The sequence below is a fragment of the Pelagibacterium lacus genome (assembly GCF_003345525.1).
GTDB lineage: Bacteria > Pseudomonadota > Alphaproteobacteria > Rhizobiales > Devosiaceae > Pelagibacterium > Pelagibacterium lacus.
Map to the genome: position 1 here is coordinate 206,038 of NZ_QQNH01000002.1, position 18,625 is coordinate 224,662.

At 64.5% G+C, this 18,625-nt stretch carries 19 protein-coding genes; 7 read left to right on the top strand and 12 right to left on the bottom strand.

What is annotated here, in order from left to right; genetic code table 11:
* Nucleotides 1-93: 93 nt before the first annotated feature.
* The gene (rpsD, locus tag DVH29_RS02520) at nucleotides 94-711 is read left to right on the top strand and encodes a 30S ribosomal protein S4 (protein ID WP_114644576.1); all 618 of its coding nucleotides are present in this window, start codon (nucleotides 94-96) and stop codon (nucleotides 709-711) included.
* 51 nt (nucleotides 712-762) lie between these two features.
* On the opposite strand, the gene sbmA is transcribed toward rpsD, so the two are convergent.
* Entirely contained in the window at nucleotides 763-2,028 is a 1,266-nt protein-coding gene (sbmA, locus tag DVH29_RS02525; protein ID WP_114644577.1) for a peptide antibiotic transporter SbmA, read from the bottom strand.
* A 234-nt stretch (nucleotides 2,029-2,262) separates the two neighbouring features.
* On the opposite strand from sbmA, the gene ttcA reads away from it, so the two are divergent.
* Nucleotides 2,263-3,114, top strand: a complete 852-nt coding sequence (gene ttcA, locus DVH29_RS02530; RefSeq protein ID WP_114644578.1) for a tRNA 2-thiocytidine(32) synthetase TtcA — start codon at nucleotides 2,263-2,265, stop codon at nucleotides 3,112-3,114.
* Complete coding sequence (locus DVH29_RS02535) at nucleotides 3,111-3,923, top strand: inositol monophosphatase family protein (protein WP_114644579.1); 813 nt, start codon at nucleotides 3,111-3,113, stop codon at nucleotides 3,921-3,923. Before ttcA ends, DVH29_RS02535 begins: the two co-directional genes overlap by 4 nt.
* 8 nt (nucleotides 3,924-3,931) lie before the next feature.
* Here DVH29_RS02535 and DVH29_RS02540 read toward each other — a convergent pair whose 3' ends face one another.
* The 9 genes from DVH29_RS02540 to purC form a co-directional block, all read right to left on the bottom strand.
* Nucleotides 3,932-5,185: a multidrug effflux MFS transporter gene (locus tag DVH29_RS02540; protein WP_114644580.1), complete on the bottom strand. Its 1,254-nt coding sequence runs from the start codon at nucleotides 5,183-5,185 to the stop codon at nucleotides 3,932-3,934.
* 86 nt (nucleotides 5,186-5,271) lie between these two features.
* Complete coding sequence (locus DVH29_RS02545; protein WP_114644581.1) at nucleotides 5,272-6,522, bottom strand: MFS transporter; 1,251 nt, start codon at nucleotides 6,520-6,522, stop codon at nucleotides 5,272-5,274.
* 164 nt (nucleotides 6,523-6,686) lie between these two features.
* Complete coding sequence (gene grxD / locus DVH29_RS02550; protein ID WP_114644582.1) at nucleotides 6,687-7,022, bottom strand: Grx4 family monothiol glutaredoxin; 336 nt, start codon at nucleotides 7,020-7,022, stop codon at nucleotides 6,687-6,689.
* 95 nt (nucleotides 7,023-7,117) lie between these two features.
* Entirely contained in the window at nucleotides 7,118-7,351 is a 234-nt protein-coding gene (locus DVH29_RS02555; RefSeq protein WP_114644583.1) for a BolA family protein, read from the bottom strand.
* A gap of 20 nt (nucleotides 7,352-7,371) precedes the next feature.
* Entirely contained in the window at nucleotides 7,372-9,582 is a 2,211-nt protein-coding gene (gene purL, locus DVH29_RS02560; RefSeq protein ID WP_114644584.1) for a phosphoribosylformylglycinamidine synthase subunit PurL, read from the bottom strand.
* A 59-nt stretch (nucleotides 9,583-9,641) separates the two neighbouring features.
* Nucleotides 9,642-10,301, bottom strand: coding sequence for a phosphoribosylformylglycinamidine synthase subunit PurQ (gene purQ / locus DVH29_RS02565; protein ID WP_114644585.1), 660 nt, complete (start codon nucleotides 10,299-10,301; stop codon nucleotides 9,642-9,644).
* Between the two features lie 330 nt (nucleotides 10,302-10,631).
* A complete protein-coding gene (locus DVH29_RS02570) occupies nucleotides 10,632-11,711 on the bottom strand; it encodes an acyltransferase family protein (RefSeq protein WP_114644586.1) in 1,080 nt (359 codons plus the stop codon).
* A 328-nt stretch (nucleotides 11,712-12,039) separates the two neighbouring features.
* Nucleotides 12,040-12,282, bottom strand: coding sequence for a phosphoribosylformylglycinamidine synthase subunit PurS (gene purS / locus DVH29_RS02575; protein WP_114644587.1), 243 nt, complete (start codon nucleotides 12,280-12,282; stop codon nucleotides 12,040-12,042).
* Between the two features lie 32 nt (nucleotides 12,283-12,314).
* Complete coding sequence (gene purC / locus DVH29_RS02580) at nucleotides 12,315-13,079, bottom strand: phosphoribosylaminoimidazolesuccinocarboxamide synthase (RefSeq protein WP_114644588.1); 765 nt, start codon at nucleotides 13,077-13,079, stop codon at nucleotides 12,315-12,317.
* Between the two features lie 235 nt (nucleotides 13,080-13,314).
* Between purC and DVH29_RS02585 the strand changes: the two genes are divergently transcribed.
* Nucleotides 13,315-13,641 carry a DUF1476 domain-containing protein gene (locus DVH29_RS02585; RefSeq protein WP_114644589.1) on the top strand — a complete coding sequence of 109 codons (327 nt, stop codon included), beginning with the start codon at nucleotides 13,315-13,317 and terminating at the stop codon, nucleotides 13,639-13,641.
* On the opposite strand, the gene DVH29_RS02590 is transcribed toward DVH29_RS02585, so the two are convergent.
* Nucleotides 13,638-14,189 (bottom strand): RBBP9/YdeN family alpha/beta hydrolase, encoded by a 552-nt coding sequence (locus DVH29_RS02590; protein WP_114644590.1) that lies wholly within the window; start codon nucleotides 14,187-14,189, stop codon nucleotides 13,638-13,640. The genes DVH29_RS02585 and DVH29_RS02590 overlap by 4 nt on opposite strands.
* A 125-nt stretch (nucleotides 14,190-14,314) precedes the next feature.
* Here DVH29_RS02590 and DVH29_RS02595 point away from each other — a divergent pair, with 125 nt between their 5' ends.
* The 3 genes from DVH29_RS02595 to DVH29_RS02605 all read left to right on the top strand — a co-directional run bounded on the left by DVH29_RS02595 (nucleotide 14,315) and on the right by DVH29_RS02605 (nucleotide 17,056).
* The gene (locus DVH29_RS02595; RefSeq protein ID WP_114644591.1) at nucleotides 14,315-14,917 is read left to right on the top strand and encodes an ArsR/SmtB family transcription factor; all 603 of its coding nucleotides are present in this window, start codon (nucleotides 14,315-14,317) and stop codon (nucleotides 14,915-14,917) included.
* Between the two features lie 80 nt (nucleotides 14,918-14,997).
* The gene (locus tag DVH29_RS02600) at nucleotides 14,998-15,798 is read left to right on the top strand and encodes an SRPBCC family protein (protein WP_114644592.1); all 801 of its coding nucleotides are present in this window, start codon (nucleotides 14,998-15,000) and stop codon (nucleotides 15,796-15,798) included.
* Between the two features lie 577 nt (nucleotides 15,799-16,375).
* Entirely contained in the window at nucleotides 16,376-17,056 is a 681-nt protein-coding gene (locus DVH29_RS02605) for a DNA alkylation repair protein (protein WP_114644593.1), read from the top strand.
* 248 nt (nucleotides 17,057-17,304) lie between these two features.
* Here the strand turns inward: DVH29_RS02605 and purB are convergent, their stop codons facing one another.
* Entirely contained in the window at nucleotides 17,305-18,609 is a 1,305-nt protein-coding gene (gene purB / locus DVH29_RS02610) for an adenylosuccinate lyase (protein WP_114644594.1), read from the bottom strand.
* Between the last annotated feature and the right edge of the window lie 16 nt (nucleotides 18,610-18,625).

Genomic DNA, 18,625 nt, shown 5'->3' on the forward strand with positions numbered 1-18,625 from the left:
TACCCAACGTTTTTCGCACGGTCTGTCGGTCGCCTCGCCAGAGGGGACAGAGGAGGGCGCTGTCTTTTATCGTCGTTATTAGAAGGACATGCGATGTCGAAACGTCATTCACAGAAGCACAAAATCGATCGCCGCCTTGGCGAAAACATCTGGGGCCGTCCGAAGTCCCCGCTCAATGCGCGGGCCTATGGCCCCGGCCAGCACGGCCAGCGCCGCAAGGGCAAGCTGTCGGACTTCGGTATCCAGCTCCGCGCCAAGCAGAAGCTGAAGGGCTATTACGGCTCGATCACCGAGAAGGCCTTCCGCCGCGTTTACGCCGAAGCCGCCCGCCGCAAGGGTGACACCGGCGAAAACCTCATCGGCATTCTCGAAAGCCGGCTGGACGCCATCGTCTACCGCGCCAAGTTCGTGCCGACCGTGTTCGCTGCCCGCCAGTTCGTCAACCACGGCCATGTGCAGGTCAATGGCCAGCGCGTGAACATTCCGTCCTACACCGTGAAGCCGGGCGACGTGATCTCGATCCGTGAGCGCTCCAAGCAGCTCACCATCGTTCTCGAAGCTGCCCAGCTCGCCGAGCGCGACGTGCCGGACTATATCGATGTCGATCACTCCAAGATGACCGCATCCTATGTCCGCATCCCGGCGCTGTCGGACGTGCCCTATCCGGTGCAGATGGAACCGAACCTGGTCGTCGAATTCTATTCGCGCTAAGCCAGAGCAAGAGTTTTAAAGAAAGGGCCGCCCCATCGGGCGGCCCTTTTTTCATGTCACGATTTCGGTGTGCGGGCGGGGATGGTGGGGGATATCGGCATCCACCACCAGCGGCGTGTCGGGCGGCAGATGGCTCTCGAAGGCCCTGAGGCGCTTATGGACCGAAAGCAGTTCAACGACGGTCGGCCAGGCCGAGGCGAAGAACTGGAACGAGGCCGAGACGCGGTTGAAGGCCAGCACCACCCGCTGATAGACGCCCAGCGTCAGCGCGCCGCCCACGATGGAGGGGGCCATCACCAGCATGGGCACGAGGCTTGCCGCATTGCCGTAGGAATAGCGGGCCAGATTGAAATAGGTGTAGTGCCAATAGAGCCGGAAATAGTTCTTCTGCACGCCGGCGAAGAGCTCGGCAATGGTGGGCGGCTGGGCCCGTTCGGCATGATCCTCGCCATAGACGAGTTCCTTGCGCAGCGCCGCCTCCACGCGCTGGTTGTGGAATTCGAGCCCCGGCAGGCGGGCGCCGACAACGGCCAGAAGCGCGGTTCCGAAAGCGGCGGAAACCAGCGCCACCCAGACCAGAGCGCCATCCACATTGCCGAAGATGGGCACTTCGGTGATGGAGGCGGACAGGGTGTAGAGCAGGGGCAGGAAGACCACGAGGGTGAGCATGGCGTCGAAGAAGGCGACCAGCAGGCGCTCGAGAATGGTGGCCAGCCGCATGGTGTCTTCCTGGATGCGCTGGGACGCGCCCTCGATATGGCGCAGGTGTTCCCATTGGCTCATGAAATAGAAGGTCATGGCCCGGCGCCAGCGGAAGACATAGTGGGACGTGGCGAAGGAGAGAAGGACCAGCAGGATGATCGACGGCGCCATGACGAAGGCATAGATCAGCGCCTGTTCCATGATCTGCTCGACCGTGACGACGCCGGGCTCGGTCAGCGCGGTCTGGATGAGGTTGAAGAACACGCCGTTCCAATCGTTGATCCAGGCGTCGATCTGCACCGAAAAGAAGGTGGCCAGCAGGATGGTCACCGAACCGAAGACCGACCACCAATACCAGTAATGCCGTTTGTAGACGTACCAGAACAGGCAGAACGAATAGCCCGTGAGCAGGACATATTCGTAGAGCCATACCTTCTGGGCGGAAAAGAACGGCGCGGGCTGGCCTTCGGTCGGCGCCACGCCGAGCCAGGGGCCTAGGCTCAGCACCGATTCCAGCGCCTCGCCGAAAACAAACCAGATGGCCATGGCCGCCATCACCCAGAGCACCGCCGATGGAAAGAATATCCTCGGCTCGGGAAAGAACGATCGGAACATGGGCTCTCCTGGTCTATGGCGACTCGACATTGCCGTCGCGCCGGATCGAGCGATTTAAGGCGCAGTTTTAGGCGCTGACAAGAACAGGAAAAGGCCGGACTGCGGCACGGAACCGGCAATTGAACAGATTTCGGGAAGAACCGCCCGTGATGGGGCGAATTCGGACGGTCCGGGCCTTTCCCCCCGGCCTGCCGGGATGTATCACACCATCACCCGCTGCATGAGGGGTGAGAGATGAGCACTGCCGAGCCCATAACCGAAATCGACGATTCCTGTCCCGCGCTGCTCAGGAACGCGCCGGGCGGCGTCGAATTCAACAAGCTGCGGAAGCGCCTGATCCGACAGGTGCGTGAAACCCTCGACACCTATGGCATGGTACGGCCCGGCGCCCGATGGCTGGTGGCGCTTTCAGGCGGCAAGGACAGCTATGGGCTGCTGGCCGTGCTGATGGACCTCAAATGGCGCGGGCTGCTGCCGGTGGAATTGCTGGCCTGCAATCTCGACCAGGGGCAGCCCAACTTTCCCAAGCACATCCTGCCCGATTTCCTTACCCGCAACGGCATCGCGCACCGGATCGAATATCAGGACACCTATTCGATCGTTACCGACAAGCTGCCGCAGGGCTCCACCTACTGTTCGCTGTGCTCGCGGCTGCGGCGCGGGCATCTGTACCGGATCGCCCGCGAGGAGGGCTGTTCGGCGCTGGTGCTCGGCCATCACCGGGAAGATATCCTCGAGACGTTCTTCATGAACCTCTTCCACGGCGGCAAGCTGGCGGCGATGCCGCCCAAGCTGCTCAATGACGAGGGCGACGTGGAGGTGCTGCGGCCACTGGCGCTGTGCGCGGAAGGCGATCTGGCCCGGTTCGCCGAAGCGCTGGAGTTCCCCATCATCCCCTGCGACCTGTGCGGATCGCAGGACGGGTTGCAGCGCAATGCCATGAAGGTGATGCTCGACGAGTTCGAGCGGAAGATGCCTGGCCGCAAGGACGTGATGATCCGGGCGCTGGGCACGATCAATCCGAGCCATATGCTCGATCCGAAACTCTTTGATTTCGCCGCGCTGGCGGCAAGGGAGACGCAATGAATATCGACCGGCTGACGGCAATCCTGCGCGAGGCGGCACAGGCCGAGATCATGCCGCGTTTCCGGCGGCTGGATGAGGGCACCATCGAGACCAAGGCGCATGCCTATGACCTGGTGACCGAAGCCGACAAGGCCTCCGAAGCCTTCATCACCCGCGCGATCGGCGCCGCCGCGCCGCATATGGTGGTGATCGGGGAGGAGGCGGTTTCGGCCGATCCGACCCTGCTCGACCGGCATTTCGAGAACGAGACGGTGATCTATGTCGACCCGGTCGACGGGACCTGGAACTTCGCCTCGGGGCTGCCGCTGTTCGCGGTGATGGCGGCGGTGGTGCACAAGGGCGAGGTGGTCGCCGGGGTGATCTACGATCCGGTCGGGGACGACTGGATCATGAGCGAGCGCGGTTGCGGCTGTTTCCAGGTGTTTCCGGACGGGCGCATGCAGCGTCAGCATTTCGCCGCCGCCGTGCCGCTTGCCGACATGGCGGGAACGGCTTCGGTCTCCTATATGGACCCCGAAAAGCGCCCCGAGGTGATGGCCAATCTGGCCAAGGTGCGGGTGCTGGCCGCCTATCGCTGCGCAGGGCACGAATACCGGCTGGGGGCCGGCGGCCATGTCCATTTCATGATGTACAACAAGCTCACGCCCTGGGACCATCTCGCGGGATCGCTGATGATGGCCGAAGCGGGCGCGCATGTGGCCCGCTTCGACGGCAGCGCCTATAAGCCAGCCCACCTCACCGGCGGCCTGTTGGTCGCGCCGGATGCCGAGAGCTGGCAGGCTCTGCGGCGCGAGGTGTTCACCGTCTAGAGTCGTGTTTAGTGCGGTTCGGCGGCGGGTGCGCCGTCCTTGTATTCCTCACCGACGCCGAACAGCTTGCCGTTTTCGGCGATGAGCACGCACACAATGGCCAGGATGCCGAGGATGAAATATCCCGCGGCGATGGGGGTGACCGTGCCGTTGAAGAAGCTGCCGGTGATCGTGCCCAGAATGGCGCCGCCCACGGTCTGGATGAAGCCGAACACCGACGAGGCTGTGCCGGCAACGGCGCCCAGGGGCTCCATGGAGAGGGAGTTCATGTTCGAGCTGGTCCAGCCAAACATGAACATGATGCCGCACAGAAGCGTCATGAACAGCCAGAGCGGCATGGGCACGGTGAGGGCCAGCAGCAGCCACAGCCCGCTGAGCGCGGTGAAGGCCAGGATGGCCCCATGGCTCAGCCGGCGCATGCCGAGCCGGCGCACGATGCGCGAATTGGTATAGGACGACACCGACATCAGCGAGGCCTGGAAGGCGAAGGCGAGCGGGAACAGTGGGCCAAGCTCGTAGACGTCCACATAGATCTGCTGGGACGTGTTGATGAAGCCAAACAGGGCTCCGAATATGAAGGTGCCGGCCAGCCCGTACATGATGGCCATGCGGTTGGACAGAACGATGCGGAACCCGTCGAGAATCACGGCGGGCTTCAGGGGGCGCCGGCGTTCGGGTACCAGAGTTTCGGGTAGGCGCCAAAAGGTCCAGACGGCAATCACCACGCCGAGACCGGCCATGAACAGGAAGATGTATTCCCATGGGCCAGTCAGCAGGATGACCTGGCCGATGGCCGGGGCGATAACCGGAATGATCATGAAGACCATGAAGACCAGCGACATCACCTCGGCCATGGCGCGTCCGCCGAAGCGGTCGCGGACGATGGAGGTCGCGATGACACGGGTGCCGGCCGCGCCCATGCCCTGGACGAACCGCAGGACGAGGAGCGTTGCGAAATTGGGGGAGAACACCGCCGCAAAAGCCGCGACCACATAGACGGCGATGCCCACCATCAGCGGCGCGCGGCGTCCGAAGCGGTCGGATAGCGGTCCGAAAGCGAGCTGGGCAATGCCGAATCCCAGCATATAGGCGGTCAGCACGTAATGCCGGTCGTTCTCGTTGGCCACGTTCAGCGCCTCGCCCATATGGGGCAGGGCGGGCAGCATGACGTCGATGGCGAGGGCATTGAGCGCCATGAGGCCCGCAATCAGGGCGATGAATTCCGGCCGGGAAACTTCCCGGTTGGCAGTCTTGATGGACATGGAAAAACCTTGAAAATCACAAGGCCGGGACACTGGGCCCGGCCTTTGTAGTCAAGCTTGACCTCCCCGGCCGGGTTTGGCAACCCCTAAATCGCCTTGACGGCCGCGGGAGGGGCATTGAAGGCTGGGGCCTTGCCCTCCTTGATCGGGATATGAACCGCGGCGGAAAACAGCCCGATGAGAATGCCCAGATACCAGACGAGGTCGTAGGAGCCGGTGAGGTCGAAGGAGAGCCCTCCGAGCCAGACGCCGAAGAACGACCCGATCTGGTGCGAGAGAAACGCCACGCCATAGAGCATGCCCATATAGCGGGGGCCGAAGAACAGGCTGACCAGCCCCGCCGTCAGGGGCACGGTGGCGAGCCAGAGCATGCCCAGGGTCGCTGCATAGATATAGGCGCTCATCTCGGTGATGGGCAGCATCAGGAAGGCCGCAGTGCCGATGGCGCGCAGAAAATAGATGACGGACAGGAGGATCTGCTTGGGCAGGCGATCGCCCAGCCAGCCGGCGAGGAGGGAGCCGGCGACGTTGAACAATCCGATCAATCCCAGCGCCCAGGAACTGGCTTCGGGCGTCAGCCCGCACTGGACGAGGAAAGCGGGGAAATGGACCGTGATGAAGGCGAGATGGAAGCCGCAGACGAAAAAGCCGATGACCAGCAGGCGGTATGAGCCATGGCCGAGCGCCTTGGCGAGCGCCTGCATGAAGGGCATGTCGGCATCGCCCGGCGGCGTGTGAGTGCGGCCGCGCAGCATGGTGGAGAGCGGCACGACCATGAGGATGATCAGCGCCAGCAGGACCAGCGCGGTCTGCCAGCCGAAATTGGAGATGAAAGCCTGGCCGAGCGGCGCGAAGAGAAACTGGCCCATGGAGGAGGCGGCCGTCGCGATACCGAAGACAAAGCTGCGCTTTTCCGCCGGAACGGCGCGACCGAAGGCAGCCATGACGATGCCGAAGGAGGCGGTGCCGATGCCGATGCCCATCATGACGCCGCCCGACAGCATGAAGAGGTCGACGGACGGGGTAATCGACCACAGGAACAGGCCCGCCGCATAGATCAGCGCGCCCACGGCCAGGGTGCGCGCGGTGCCGAACCGGTCGGCAAAGCCCCCGGCGATCGGCTGGGCGATGCCCCAGACGAGGTTCTGGATGGCCAGCGCCATGGCGAATCCCTCGCGCGACCAGCCCAGATCCTCGGTGATCGGCAGCAGGAACAGACCCGCCGAGGAGCGCGCGCCGAAGGTGACCATGGCGATGATGCAGCCGGCGACGATGATCAGCGGCAAGGGGACGGCGCTGACGATGCCGAGCGGCCGGGAGGGCGATAGGGAAGACATGAGCGGAGAACCTGCTTTATCGTTCCGCGACGATAGAGGATGACGGGCGCTTTCCAAAACGAAAAAGCGCGATGACCCGCATCAATTCGGGTGATCGCTGCCGCAAACGATAAAGGCTCCGGACTGGGTGCCGGAGCCTTTGGCGTCAGAAAAAGTCTTTGAAATCAGGCGGTTTGCTTGACGGCAATGCCGGCGTTCTGGAGATGGGTCTGCAATTCGCCGGACTGGAACATTTCGCGGACGATGTCGCAGCCGCCCAGGAATTCGCCCTTGACGTAGAGCTGGGGAATGGTCGGCCAGTTGGAATAATCCTTTATGCCCTGGCGCAGGTTCTCGTCTTCGAGGACGTTGGCGGAGTTGTAGTCGACGCCGAGATAATTGAGGATCTGGACGACCTGGCCGGAAAAGCCGCACTGGGGGAAGTCCGGCGTGCCCTTCATGAACAGGAAGATGTCGCTGGACTTAACCTGTTGATCAATAACGCTATTGATGTCGCTCATTGTGCAGTCCTTTCGGCCCGTCCGATGCGGGCGATCGATCGATGTTGCCCGATAGATAAGAGATGATCGGGGCCATGTCGAGGCCGTGGCTCAGATCACTCCGGGACGCTGGTGGTGAGGGCAAGGGCGTGCAGCTCGCCGCCCATATTGCCCTTAAGTGCTTGATAAACCATCTGATGCTGCTGCACGCGCGACTTGCCCCGGAAGGCTTCCGAGACGATGGTCGCGGCATAATGATCGCCGTCTCCGGCCAGATCGCGGATTTCGATCCGGGCATCGGGGAGGGCCTGCTTGATCAGGCTCTCGATTTCGGCGGCGTCCATCGGCATGTGAGGCTCCCGTCTTTTATCTAGTTCAGTGTATCGCCCATGAAGGCCGGAAACCAGCCTTCGTAAGCATCGCGCAAGTCTTTGATCGATATGGGCTTTGCCGAGCCGAGCGTCAAGGTGTCCCCGCCCGTGGTGCCGATCGCCACGGCCGGGACCGGGGCGGTGGCGACGATGCGTTCGGCCTCCTCGGGGGTGGCGGTGACGATGTAGCGGCCCTGATCCTCGCCGAACCATGCGCGCGCATTTTGGGTCGAGATTGCATGAATGTGCGCGCCTTGCGCACTGACAATGGCGGTTTCCGCGAGCGATAGTGCAAGCCCGCCATCGGAAAGATCGTGAACCGCGCCGACGCGCCCCTCGCGGATCAGGGACAATACGTAGAGGCCGGTCTTTTTCTCGTGCTCGAGATCGACATGGGGGGCGGTGCCCTCGCGGCGTCCGAGCACGTCGCGCAGATAGGCGGACTGGCCCAGATGGGTGCCCAGTTCCTCGGGCGCGCCGATGAGGAGGATGACGTCGCCGGCGCGGGTGAAGCGGGACCGGGCCATGCGGGCATGGTCCTCGATCAATCCGACCCCGGCGATGGTCGGGGTGGGAAGGATGCCCCGGCCATTGGTCTCGTTGTAGAGCGAGACATTGCCCGAGACGATGGGGAAGTCGAGCGCTGAACAGGCCTCGCCGATGCCTTTGATGGCATGGACGATCTGGCCCATGATCTCGGGGCGCTCGGGATTGCCGAAATTGAGATTGTCGGTGGCGGCCAGCGGTTCGGCGCCGGTGGCGATGAGGTTGCGCCAGCATTCGGCCACGGCCTGCTTGCCGCCCTCATAGGGATCGGCCTCGCAATAGCGCGGGTTGACGTCCGAGGAGAAGGACAGGGCCTTGGTGGGATGGCCTTCGACGCGCACGACGCCGCCATCCCCGCCGGGGGTCTGGAGCGAATTGCCCTGGATCAGCGTATCGTATTGCTCATAGACCCAGCGGCGCGAGGAGTGATTGGCCGAGCCCAGAAGCTTTAGCAGCGCCTCGGCGATATCGGTCTCGGGCACCGAGGCGGGATCGAGCGGGGCCGGCGGGGTTGGGGCAATCCAGGGCCGGTCATATTCGGGGGCCTCGTCGCCCAGTTCCTTGATGGGGAGGTTGGCAACTTCCTCGCCCTGCCAGAAGACGCGGAAGCGCAGGTCGTCGGTGGTCTTGCCGACCGTCGCGAAATCGAGCTCCCATTTCTCAAAGATCTTGCGCGCCTCGGCTTCCTTTTCGGGATGCAGAACCATGAGCATGCGCTCCTGGGATTCCGAGAGCATCATCTCATAGGGGGTCATGCGCTCCTCGCGCACCGGCACGGCGTCGAGATCGAGTTCGATGCCCAGATCGCCCTTGGCGCCCATTTCCACCGCCGAGCAGGTGAGGCCGGCGGCGCCCATGTCCTGGATGGCGATGACGGCGCCGGTGCCCATCAGTTCGAGACAGGCTTCGAGCAGGCGCTTTTCGGTGAAGGGATCGCCGACCTGCACGGTGGGGCGCTTCTCCTCGATGTCGTCGCCGAATTCGGCCGAGGCCATGGTGGCGCCGCCGACGCCATCGCGCCCGGTCTTGGCGCCGAGATAGACGACGGGCAGGCCGACGCCCTCGGCCTTGGAATAGAAGATCTTGTCGGTATCGGCGAGGCCGGCGGCAAAGGCGTTGACGAGGATGTTGCCGTTATAGCGGGCGTCGAACTGCACCTCGCCGCCCACGGTGGGGACGCCGAAGGAATTGCCATAACCGCCCACGCCGGCGACGACGCCGGAAACCAGATGCCGGGTCTTTTCATGGCCGGGCTCGCCGAAGCGCAGGGCATTCATGGCGGCGATGGGACGCGCGCCCATGGTGAACACGTCGCGCAGAATGCCGCCCACGCCGGTCGCCGCGCCCTGATAGGGCTCGATGAAGGAGGGGTGGTTGTGGGATTCCATCTTGAAGATCACCGCCTGCCCGTCGCCAATATCGACGACGCCGGCGTTCTCCCCCGGCCCCTGGATGACGCGCTTGCCCTTGGTGGGAAGGGTACGCAGCCATTTCTTGGAGCTCTTGTAGGAACAATGCTCGTTCCACATGGCCGAGAAGATGCCCAGTTCGGTATAGGTCGGCACCCGGCCGATCAGGTCGAGAATCTTCTGGTATTCGTCGGGCTTCAGCCCGTGGCCGGCGACGAGATCGGGGGTGATGTCGATGTGGTTGTCGTAGGTCATGGCCGAGCGATCGATGCAAATTGCGGGGACGAAGGAATGGGGCCGAGCCGGCTCATCGGTCAGTTGAGGAGGCCGGCGAAAATGCCCTTGCCGTCCTCGCCGCCATGGGCGGGCTCGATGAGGTTTTCCGGATGCGGCATCAGGCCCAGGACATTGCCCTGCCGGTTGGTGATGCCGGCGATGTGGTTGAGCGAGCCATTGGGGTTGGTCTCGGGGGTGTAGCGGAACACCACCTGGCCATTGCCCTCGATCTCGGCAAGGGTTTCCGCATCGGCGAAATAATTGCCGTCGTGATGGGCGACGGGGCAGCGGATCACCTGGCCCTGGGCATAGCGGTGCGAAAAGGGCGTGTTGGCGTTGGCGACTTCGAGCTTTACTTCGCGGCAGACGAATTTGAGCGAGGCGTTGCGCATCAGCGCCCCGGGCAGGAGGCCGGCCTCGGTGAGAATCTGGAAGCCGTTGCAGACCCCGAGGACGCGGACGCCCTTTTCGGCGCGCTCGCGGATGACGTCCATCATGGGGGAGCGGGCGGCGATGGCGCCGCAGCGCAGATAGTCGCCATAGGAGAAGCCGCCGGGGATGACGATCAGGTCGACCTCGGGGAGTTCGGCATCCTTGTGCCAGACCAGAGCGGGCGGGGTGCCGCCGATTTTGGTCAGCGCCGCGATCATGTCGCGTTCGCGGTTGAGGCCGGGAAAGACAACGACTGCGGACTTCATCGCGCTTACGTCTCGCTTGAGAAATTCAGGGGCTGTGCCGGATGCGCGCCTTGTCGGAACTTCGGCGGCAAAAAGCAAGGGGAATCTGGGAGGGGCGGCAATTTGGGCCAATGGGGGGCGGTTGTGGGTATCCGAGAGGCTGCGGCGAAGCTTTCCTTCTCCCCTGGTGGGAGAAGGTGGCCGCGAAGCGGTCGGATGAGGGGGGTGCTGAGGTGGCTTGAGGAGCGACGGTGCTTGTTGGGAGTCAGCGCCCCCTCATCCGTCTCGGACCTTTCGGTCCGATCCACCTTCTCCCACGAGGGGAGAAGGGAAGAGAGGAGCGACAGGGCCCTATTCCGCGGGGGCGGGGGGTGGGGAGGGCCAGCGGCTGCCGGGGGCGGTGGGGAGGCGGGCCCAGGAGGGGCGCTCGAACAGGAATTTGCCGAAACCGATCCGGCCGATGATCCAGTAGAGGATCATGGGGCTCACAATGGCCACGATGAGGGTCAGGAGGCTGGCGAGGCCGGTGTCGATGGCGGGCATCACGGCCAGCAGCAGCGTGCGGAAGATGCCCATGGGGATGACGAAGCTGAGATAGATGACGATGGAATGCTCGCCGATCCAGCGCAGCCAGGCAAAGGCCGGCAGACGGGCGAGGAGCACGGCGGCGGTGCAGACGGCGAGGGCACCGGCCAGCGCCAGCACGAAAGTGCCGCCGGGAATGACGGACACCCCGGTGACGATAATGCCCGGCGTGATCTGGTGCGGCAGGCCGAAGATCAGGGCCGTGTTGAGAACCGCCCAGAGGGCAAGCCCGAGCATGGCCCGCAGCGGATGCTCGGCGACGGCGCCGGCGAAGCGGAAGACCTGTGGCGCGAAGGCGTAGCCGGCATAAAAGAACACGAAATAATGCGCGGTGTAGTTGAGGATCGAGACCGGGGTCGCGATGGGCAGGATGGAGAAAAGCGCCGCGACGGGGAAGACCACGAGATGGGGCAGGCGCAGCGCGTGGAAAATCTTGGCGAGGAGGCTGAAAACCGCCAGGGCGTAGATGAACCACAGGATGGAATAGGGCTCGTAGACGGCGCCGGCGAGGAGGGCGAGGGCGCCGGCCGGGTCGCGATCGATAAGGAGATGCTTGAAGCCGATGAGGATCACCGCCCAGAGCGCATAGAAATAGAGGTAGTGCACGACGCGGCGGTCGGCGTAGTGGGTCCAGGGACGGGCGATGACCAGGGAGAGGAACAGGCCGGAGATGAGGAAGAATTCGGGCATGCGGAACGGGGTGGCGAAGCCGAGCACGTAATGCATGAAGCCGATCTCGCCGGTGGCCTCGCCCACCCCGAAGGTGGCGTGCATCATCACGACGAGAATGATCGACAGGCCCGTGGCCAGGTCGACCCAGTGATAGCGCTTGGCGGTCTCTGACATGGTTTTCGCGTCCCCGGTGCGGATGATCGGGGCAAGAGTAGCGCAGAAGGCGCGAAGGACCCGTTCACGGGGGCGAGATTTTGCGGGCGTGGTTAAGAACGCGAAAAGGCCGGACGCTGAGGTCCGGCCTTTTCGGGCAGAAGCGGGGGCCGCAGGGCGGCCGGAAACGCGGGTTCAGACGACCGGGACGGTGCCGTAGGCGGCGACCATGACCCCGATGGCCAGGAAAAACAGGGCTGAAAGAGAAACGGTTTTCAGCATCTAGGCAAAACTCCATGATGCGCCGGCGCGCGTGCCGGGCGCAAAAATTCAAATTAAATGCAAGAGGTTAATCGATAATTTCGACGGCGAAGTTTTCGATGACGGTGTTGGCGAGAAGCTTTTCGCACATCCTCTCAAGTTCGGCTTTGGCGGAAACGGAATCGGGGGCGGAAAGTTCCACGTCGAACACCTTGCCCTGCCGCACCGATTGCACGCCGGAAAAGCCCAGGCCTTCGAGCGAGCCTTCGATGGCCTGGCCCTGGGGGTCGAGGACGCCGTTCTTGAGGGTGACGATGACGCGAGCTTTCATTGAACCGTCCGTTTTGTCGTGCCGGGAGGAAATTACTGTACGAGGCGCGGGCCGGTGGTCAGCGCGTTGTCGGCCTCGACGAGGATGCCGAGACGCTGGGCGACCTCGCGATAGGCATCGACCAGGCCGCCCAGATCTTCGCGGAAGCGGTCCTTGTCGAGCTTGTTGCGGGTCTTGATGTCCCAGAGGCGGCAATTGTCGGGGGAAAGCTCGTCGGCGAGCACGATGCGCATCAGGTCGCCCTCGAACAGGCGCCCGCATTCGATCTTGAAATCGACCAGCTGGATGCCGACGCCCATGAACAGGCCGGTGAGGAAATCGTTGACCCGCACGGCCAGCGCCATGATGTCGTCGAGCTCCTGGGGATTGGCCCAGCCGAAGGCGGTGATGTGCTCCTCGGAGACCATGGGATCGCCCAAGGCGTCGTCCTTATAGTAGAATTCGATGATTGAGCGGGGCAGCTGGGTGCCCGATTCGAGGCCGAGGCGCTTGCACAGCGAGCCGGCGGCGACGTTGCGGACCACCACCTCGATGGGGATGATCTCGACTTCGCGGATCAGCTGCTCGCGCATGTTGATGCGGCGCACGAAATGGGTCGGGATGCCGAGCTGGTTGAGCCGGGAGAAGATGAACTCGGAAATCCGGTTGTTCAGCACGCCCTTGCCGTCGATGATCTCGTGCTTGGCGCCATTGCCGGCGGTGGCATCGTCCTTGAAGTGCTGGATCAGCGTGCCGGGCTCGGGCCCCTCGTAGAGCACCTTGGCCTTGCCTTCATAGATCTTGCGACGACGGTTCATTTCACCTGTCCGTGGATTGCAGAATTACGCCTGATCGGAATTGCGGGCACTCATGCGCCTTTTTGGGGCAGGATTGCAAGCGATTTCACCGGTTATACCGATTCCCGCCCCGTTTGGCCAAAAACCTTCGGCAAGCGGTCGATGGCAGGGCCCGGCGAGTTGATTTCGCCGGCCGGAGCGCATATCTGGCAAAGGGAAAGCCGCAGGGGCGGCACTAGCCAAGGGACCGGAAACCATGTCTTCATTCGACGAACGCCAGAAGGGCGAGGAAGCCAAGTTCGCCCATGACGCATCGCTGCGGTTCAAGGCCGAGGCGCGGCGCAACAAGCACCTCGCCCATTGGGCGGCCCGGGAAATGGGCAGCGACAGCGCCGAGGACATGGCCAATTACGTGGCCGAGGTGATCGCCGCCGACATGGCCCAGAGCGGGCATGGGGACGTGGTGCGAAAGATCAAGGCCGATTTCGACGCCAAGGGCCTCGACATCGCCGAACAGGCGATCGAGGCTAGAATCGCCGAATTCGACATCCAGGCGCGCAAGGAAGTGCTGTCCGAGGCCTAGATCCGGCTCATCAGGCGGGTGAACATCAGCAGCCCCTCGGGCCAGGGGCCGTGGCCGGATTCGACGTCGATATGGCCGACATCGCCCGCGATGTGGAAATCGGAGCCCCAGCGGGCGGCAAATTCGGCGGCGCGCTCGACGGTGCACCAGGGGTCGTTGGCCGAGGCGACCAGCATGGAGGGGAATTTCAGCGGATCGCCGGACAGCCCGCGAAAAGGCGCCATCACGGCCGGCACGTCGGGATGCTCGTCCACATCGGGGGGCGCGACGAGGAAGGCCGCGCGCACCTTGGTGTCGGCCAGGGTCTGGCTGGCGGCGACGATGGCCTGCACCCCCAGCGAATGGCCGACCAGAACCACCGGCCGCGTGGCCATCATGATGTCGCGCTCCAGCGTTTCCAGCCAGCCGGCCAGGGTGGGGCGATCCCATTCCTGCTGCTCGACGAAACGGGCATTGCGGATCTTGTCCGCCCAGCGGTGCTGCCAGTGACCGGGAGCGGCATGGCCCAGCCCGGGAACGATGAGGATATCGGCGTCGGCGGTTTTCATGATTCTCAGATTAGGAGGTCGGGGGGACGAGGGGAAGGGCGCAACCCGAGAGATCGGCACGAGGCCCGGGGTTTTCAAGGCGCGCCCGCATTGACAACTTAATTTGTCAATGGCAAGATGGCGGCATGCAGGACCTTTCCGTCATCACCGATCCGCAGGCGGCCATGGCCGCGCTCGACCCGATCCGTAACCGGCTGCTGGCCGAGCTGGATGCCCCGGCCTCGGCGGCGACGCTGGCCGGACGCATCGGCCTGCCGCGCCAGAAGATAAATTACCACCTGCGGGCGCTGGAAGCGGCGGGGCTGGTGGGCGTGGCCGAGGAGCGGCAATGGGGCGGGCTCACCGAGCGCCGGCTGGTGGCCTCGGCGCGGTCCTTCGTCGTCTCGCCCGAAGTGCTGGGAGCGGTCGCCGCCGACCCCGCGCGCAGCCGCGACCGGCTGGCGGCGAGCTATGTGATCGCGCTGGGTGCACGCGTGGTGCGCGAGGTCGGCGCGCTGTGGCGGCGGGCCCGGGCGGCCGACAAGGACCTGGCGACCCTGGCCATCGACACCGAAATCCGCTTCGCCTCGGCGGCGGACCGGGCCGCGTTCACGCGCGAGCTGACGCGGGCGGTGAGCGAACTGGCCGGCCGCTATCACGACGCAACGGCGCCGGGCGGGCGGCCGCATCGGCTGACCATCGTTTCCCATCCCACGCCGCTGGAGCGCCCGACGGATCAGGCGCTCTAGCGGTTTATTTTTTCGCGTTTCCGAACCGGAAAACCGGTTCCACTTTTCCTGGAAACGCTCGAAGCCGGAAAGGACACAGGATGCCTGTCAAAAAGGAGTCGTCGGGACGCCGCTCGGTGGAGGCCGAGATCGAGGTGCCGGGCACGCCGGAAGCGGTGTGGGAGGCCATTGCGACGGGGCCGGGGATTTCGGCCTGGTTCGTGCCCTCTACGGTCGATGGCCGGGTCGGGGGCAAGACCATCCAGCATTTCGCCCCGGATTCGAGCATGGATTCGGTGGGCGCGATCACCGAATGGCAGCCGCCGCACCGGTTCGTCGCCACCACCGAGGAGGAGATGGGCACGGTGGCCAGCGAATGGACGGTGGAAGCGAGGGCCGGCGGCACCTGCACGGTGCGCATCGTCCATAGCTGGTTCGCCGAAGGCGACGACTGGGACGACCAGTATGAGGGCCATGCGGCGGGCTGGGCGTCGTTCTTCAAGATTCTCAAGCTCTATCTCGAGCATTTCCCCGGCGAACGCAGCGCGCTGGTGCAGACGGCGGCCAAGTTCGAGGGATCGGTGGCCGAGGCGTTCGAGCGGCTGATGGGGCCGCTCGGCATCGGGCCCGGCAGCGAGGGGCAGCGCACCACTGCCGGACCGGATGGGCCGGAACTGGCGGGCCGGGTGCTGGAAGCGCCGAACGGGCCGGAGGGATTCAGCGTTATCATGCTGGTCGACCGGCCGGCGCGGGCCATCGCGCATATGATCGGGTTCCCGATGGGCGGGCCGATCCATATTTCGGTGCGGTTCTATCTCTATGGTGCCGAGGCCATGGCGCGGGCCGGGGAGATCGAAAGCTTCTGGAGCGGCTGGCTGGCCGAGCGGTTTCCGGCCCGATAGGGGGCGAGATGGAATAGGCAGGCGGTGATGCGTGGGGAGAGGCTGAGGCAGGTTCGCGGGCGAGGGTGCCGGTGGAGAGTCAGCGCCCCCTCATCCGTCTCGGACCTTTGCGGTCCGATCCACCTTCTCCCACGAGGGGAGAAGGGGGTTCCTGGGGCGGCGGCGGTTCTTCCTTCTCCCCTGGTGGGAGAAGGTGGCCGCGGAGCGGTCGGATGAGGGGGGCGCTGAGGTGGCTATTGGACGAAGGGCGGGTGATGGTGCTCTTGGCTCCACCCCACCCCTCCCTCCCCGTCAAGGGAAGGGTGATGGCGTTGGGGGCGGAGCGGAGCTGAGGCCGGTTTGCGGACGGGGGTGTTGGTGGAGAGTCAGCGGCCCCCTCATCCGTCTCGGACCTTGCGGTCCGATCCACCTTCTCCCACGAGGGGAGAAGGGTGTCCCTGGGGCGGGCGCCGATCTTTTCCTTCTCCCCTGGTGGGAGAAGGTGGCCGCGAAGCGGTCGGATGAGGGGGGCGCTGAGGTGATTATTGGGCGAAGGGGCGGGGGGCGATTTCCGGCCCGATAGCAGGCGAGGACGAAAATGGCGGACAGGGCTGTAGAGGACATTCTGGCGCAACTGGAAGCGCTGGGCGACGAGCGCATGCGGGCGCAGAATCGCAAGAACGGCGCCGGGGACAACCAGTTCGGTGTGCGGCTGGGTGAAATCCGCAAGGTCGCGGCCCGGGTCAAATGTGATCATGACACGGCCATGGCGCTGTGGCAGAGCGGCAATGTCGAGGGCCGGCTGCTCGCCGCCCTGTCGTTCAAGCCCAAGGCGCTGTCGATGGCCGAGCTCGACCGGCTGGTGCGGTCGGTGAGTTTCGTGCAGGAGGCCGATTGGCTGACCGCCTATGTGGTCAAGAAGCATCCCGACAAGGAGACGCTGCGGCGGGGCTGGATGGAAGATGCCGACTGCTGGGCGGCGCGGGCCGGATGGAGCCTCACCGCCGAGCGGATCGACAAGGCCCCCGAGGGGCTGGACCTTGCGGGACTGCTCGACCGGATCGAAGCCGAGATGGGCGATGCGGCGCCGGAAGCAAAGTGGACGATGAATTTCTGCCTGGCGGGGATCGGGATCAATTTTCCCGAACATCGCGCCCGCGCCCTGGCCATTGGGGAGGCGTTGGGCGCTTATCGCGACTATCCCGTGCCCAAGGGCTGCACGTCGCCGTTTGCTCCGCTGTGGATCGCCGAGATGGTGCGGCGGGGGGAGGCGGGGTAGCGCGCGTGGGGGAGGGGCGAGGCTGAGGTGGCGGCAGGGAGGAACGCGGGCGGGGGTGTGGGTGGAGAGTCAGCGGCCCCCTCATCCGTCTCGGGCCTTGCGGCCCGATCCACCTTCTCCCACGAGGGGAGAAGGGAGGCTTGCCGCTGACTCATTCTTCCCTTCTCCCCTGGTGGGAGAAGGTGGCCGCGAAGCGGTCGGATGAGGGGGGCGCTGAGCTTCTAAAAGCGCCCCGGGGGCAGTGGGTTTTACTCGCCGAATACGCGCCGGAAAATCGTGTCGACGTGTTTGAGGTGGTAGGCGTCGTCGAAGGAGGCGTCGATCTGGGCGGGGGAGAGCCGGGCCGATACGTCGGGATCGGATTTGAGGAAATCGGGGAACTTGCCCTCGCCGCGCCAGACCTTCATGGCGTTGCGCTGCACGGCGGAATAGCTCTCCTCGCGGCTCATGCCGGCCTGGGTGAGCGCGAGCAGGAAGCGCTGGGAATTGTGCAGGCCACCGAGCTTGTCCATGTTGGCCTTCATGTTCTCGGGATAAACCACGAGATTGTCGATGACATTGGTCATCCGGGCCAGCGCGAAATCCAGCGTCACGGTGGCGTCGGGGCCGATCATACGCTCGACCGAGGAATGGGAGATGTCGCGCTCGTGCCAGAGGGCGACGTTTTCGAGCGCCGGGATGACCATGCCGCGCACGAGACGCGCGAGGCCGGTGAGGTTTTCGGTCAGCACCGGATTGCGCTTGTGCGGCATGGCCGAGGAGCCTTTCTGGCCGGGGGAGAAATATTCCTCGGCTTCGAGCACTTCGGTGCGCTGCAGGTGACGGATTTCGGTGGCCAGACGCTCGATGGACGACGCGATGACCCCGAGCGTCGCGAAATACATGGCGTGGCGGTCGCGGGGGATGACCTGGGTCGAGACCGGCTCGATGGCAAGGCCCATCTGCGCGGCGACATATTCCTCGACGGAGGGGTCGATATTGGCGAAAGAGCCCACGGCGCCGGAAATGGCGCAGGTGGCGATTTCCTCTCGGGCATGCACCAGCCGCTCGCGGCAGCGGGAGAATTCGGCATAGGCCTGGGCGAGCTTCACGCCGAAGGTGGTGGGCTCGGCATGGATGCCGTGGCTGCGGCCGATGGTGATGGTGTGCTTGTGCTCATAGGCGCGCTTCTTGAGGGCGGCGAGCAGGGCGTCGATATCGGCCAGCAGCAGGTCGGAGGCGCGGGCGAGCTGGACGGAAAGCGTCGTATCGAGCACGTCCGAGGAGGTCATGCCCTGATGCACGAACCGGGCCTCCGGGCCGACGATTTCGGCCAGATGGGTCAAAAAGGCGATGACGTCGTGCTTGACCTCGCGCTCGATCTCGTCGATGCGCGCCACGTCGAATTGCGCGTCCTTGCCGCGGGCCCAGATCTCGTCGGCCGACGCCTGCGGCACGACGCCAAGCCTCGCCTGCGCGGTGGTGGCGTGGGCCTCGATCTCGAACCAGATCCGGAATTTGCTCTCGGGCGACCAGATGTCGACCATTTCTTTGCGGGAATAGCGCGGGATCATGGGGTTAGCGTCCGTT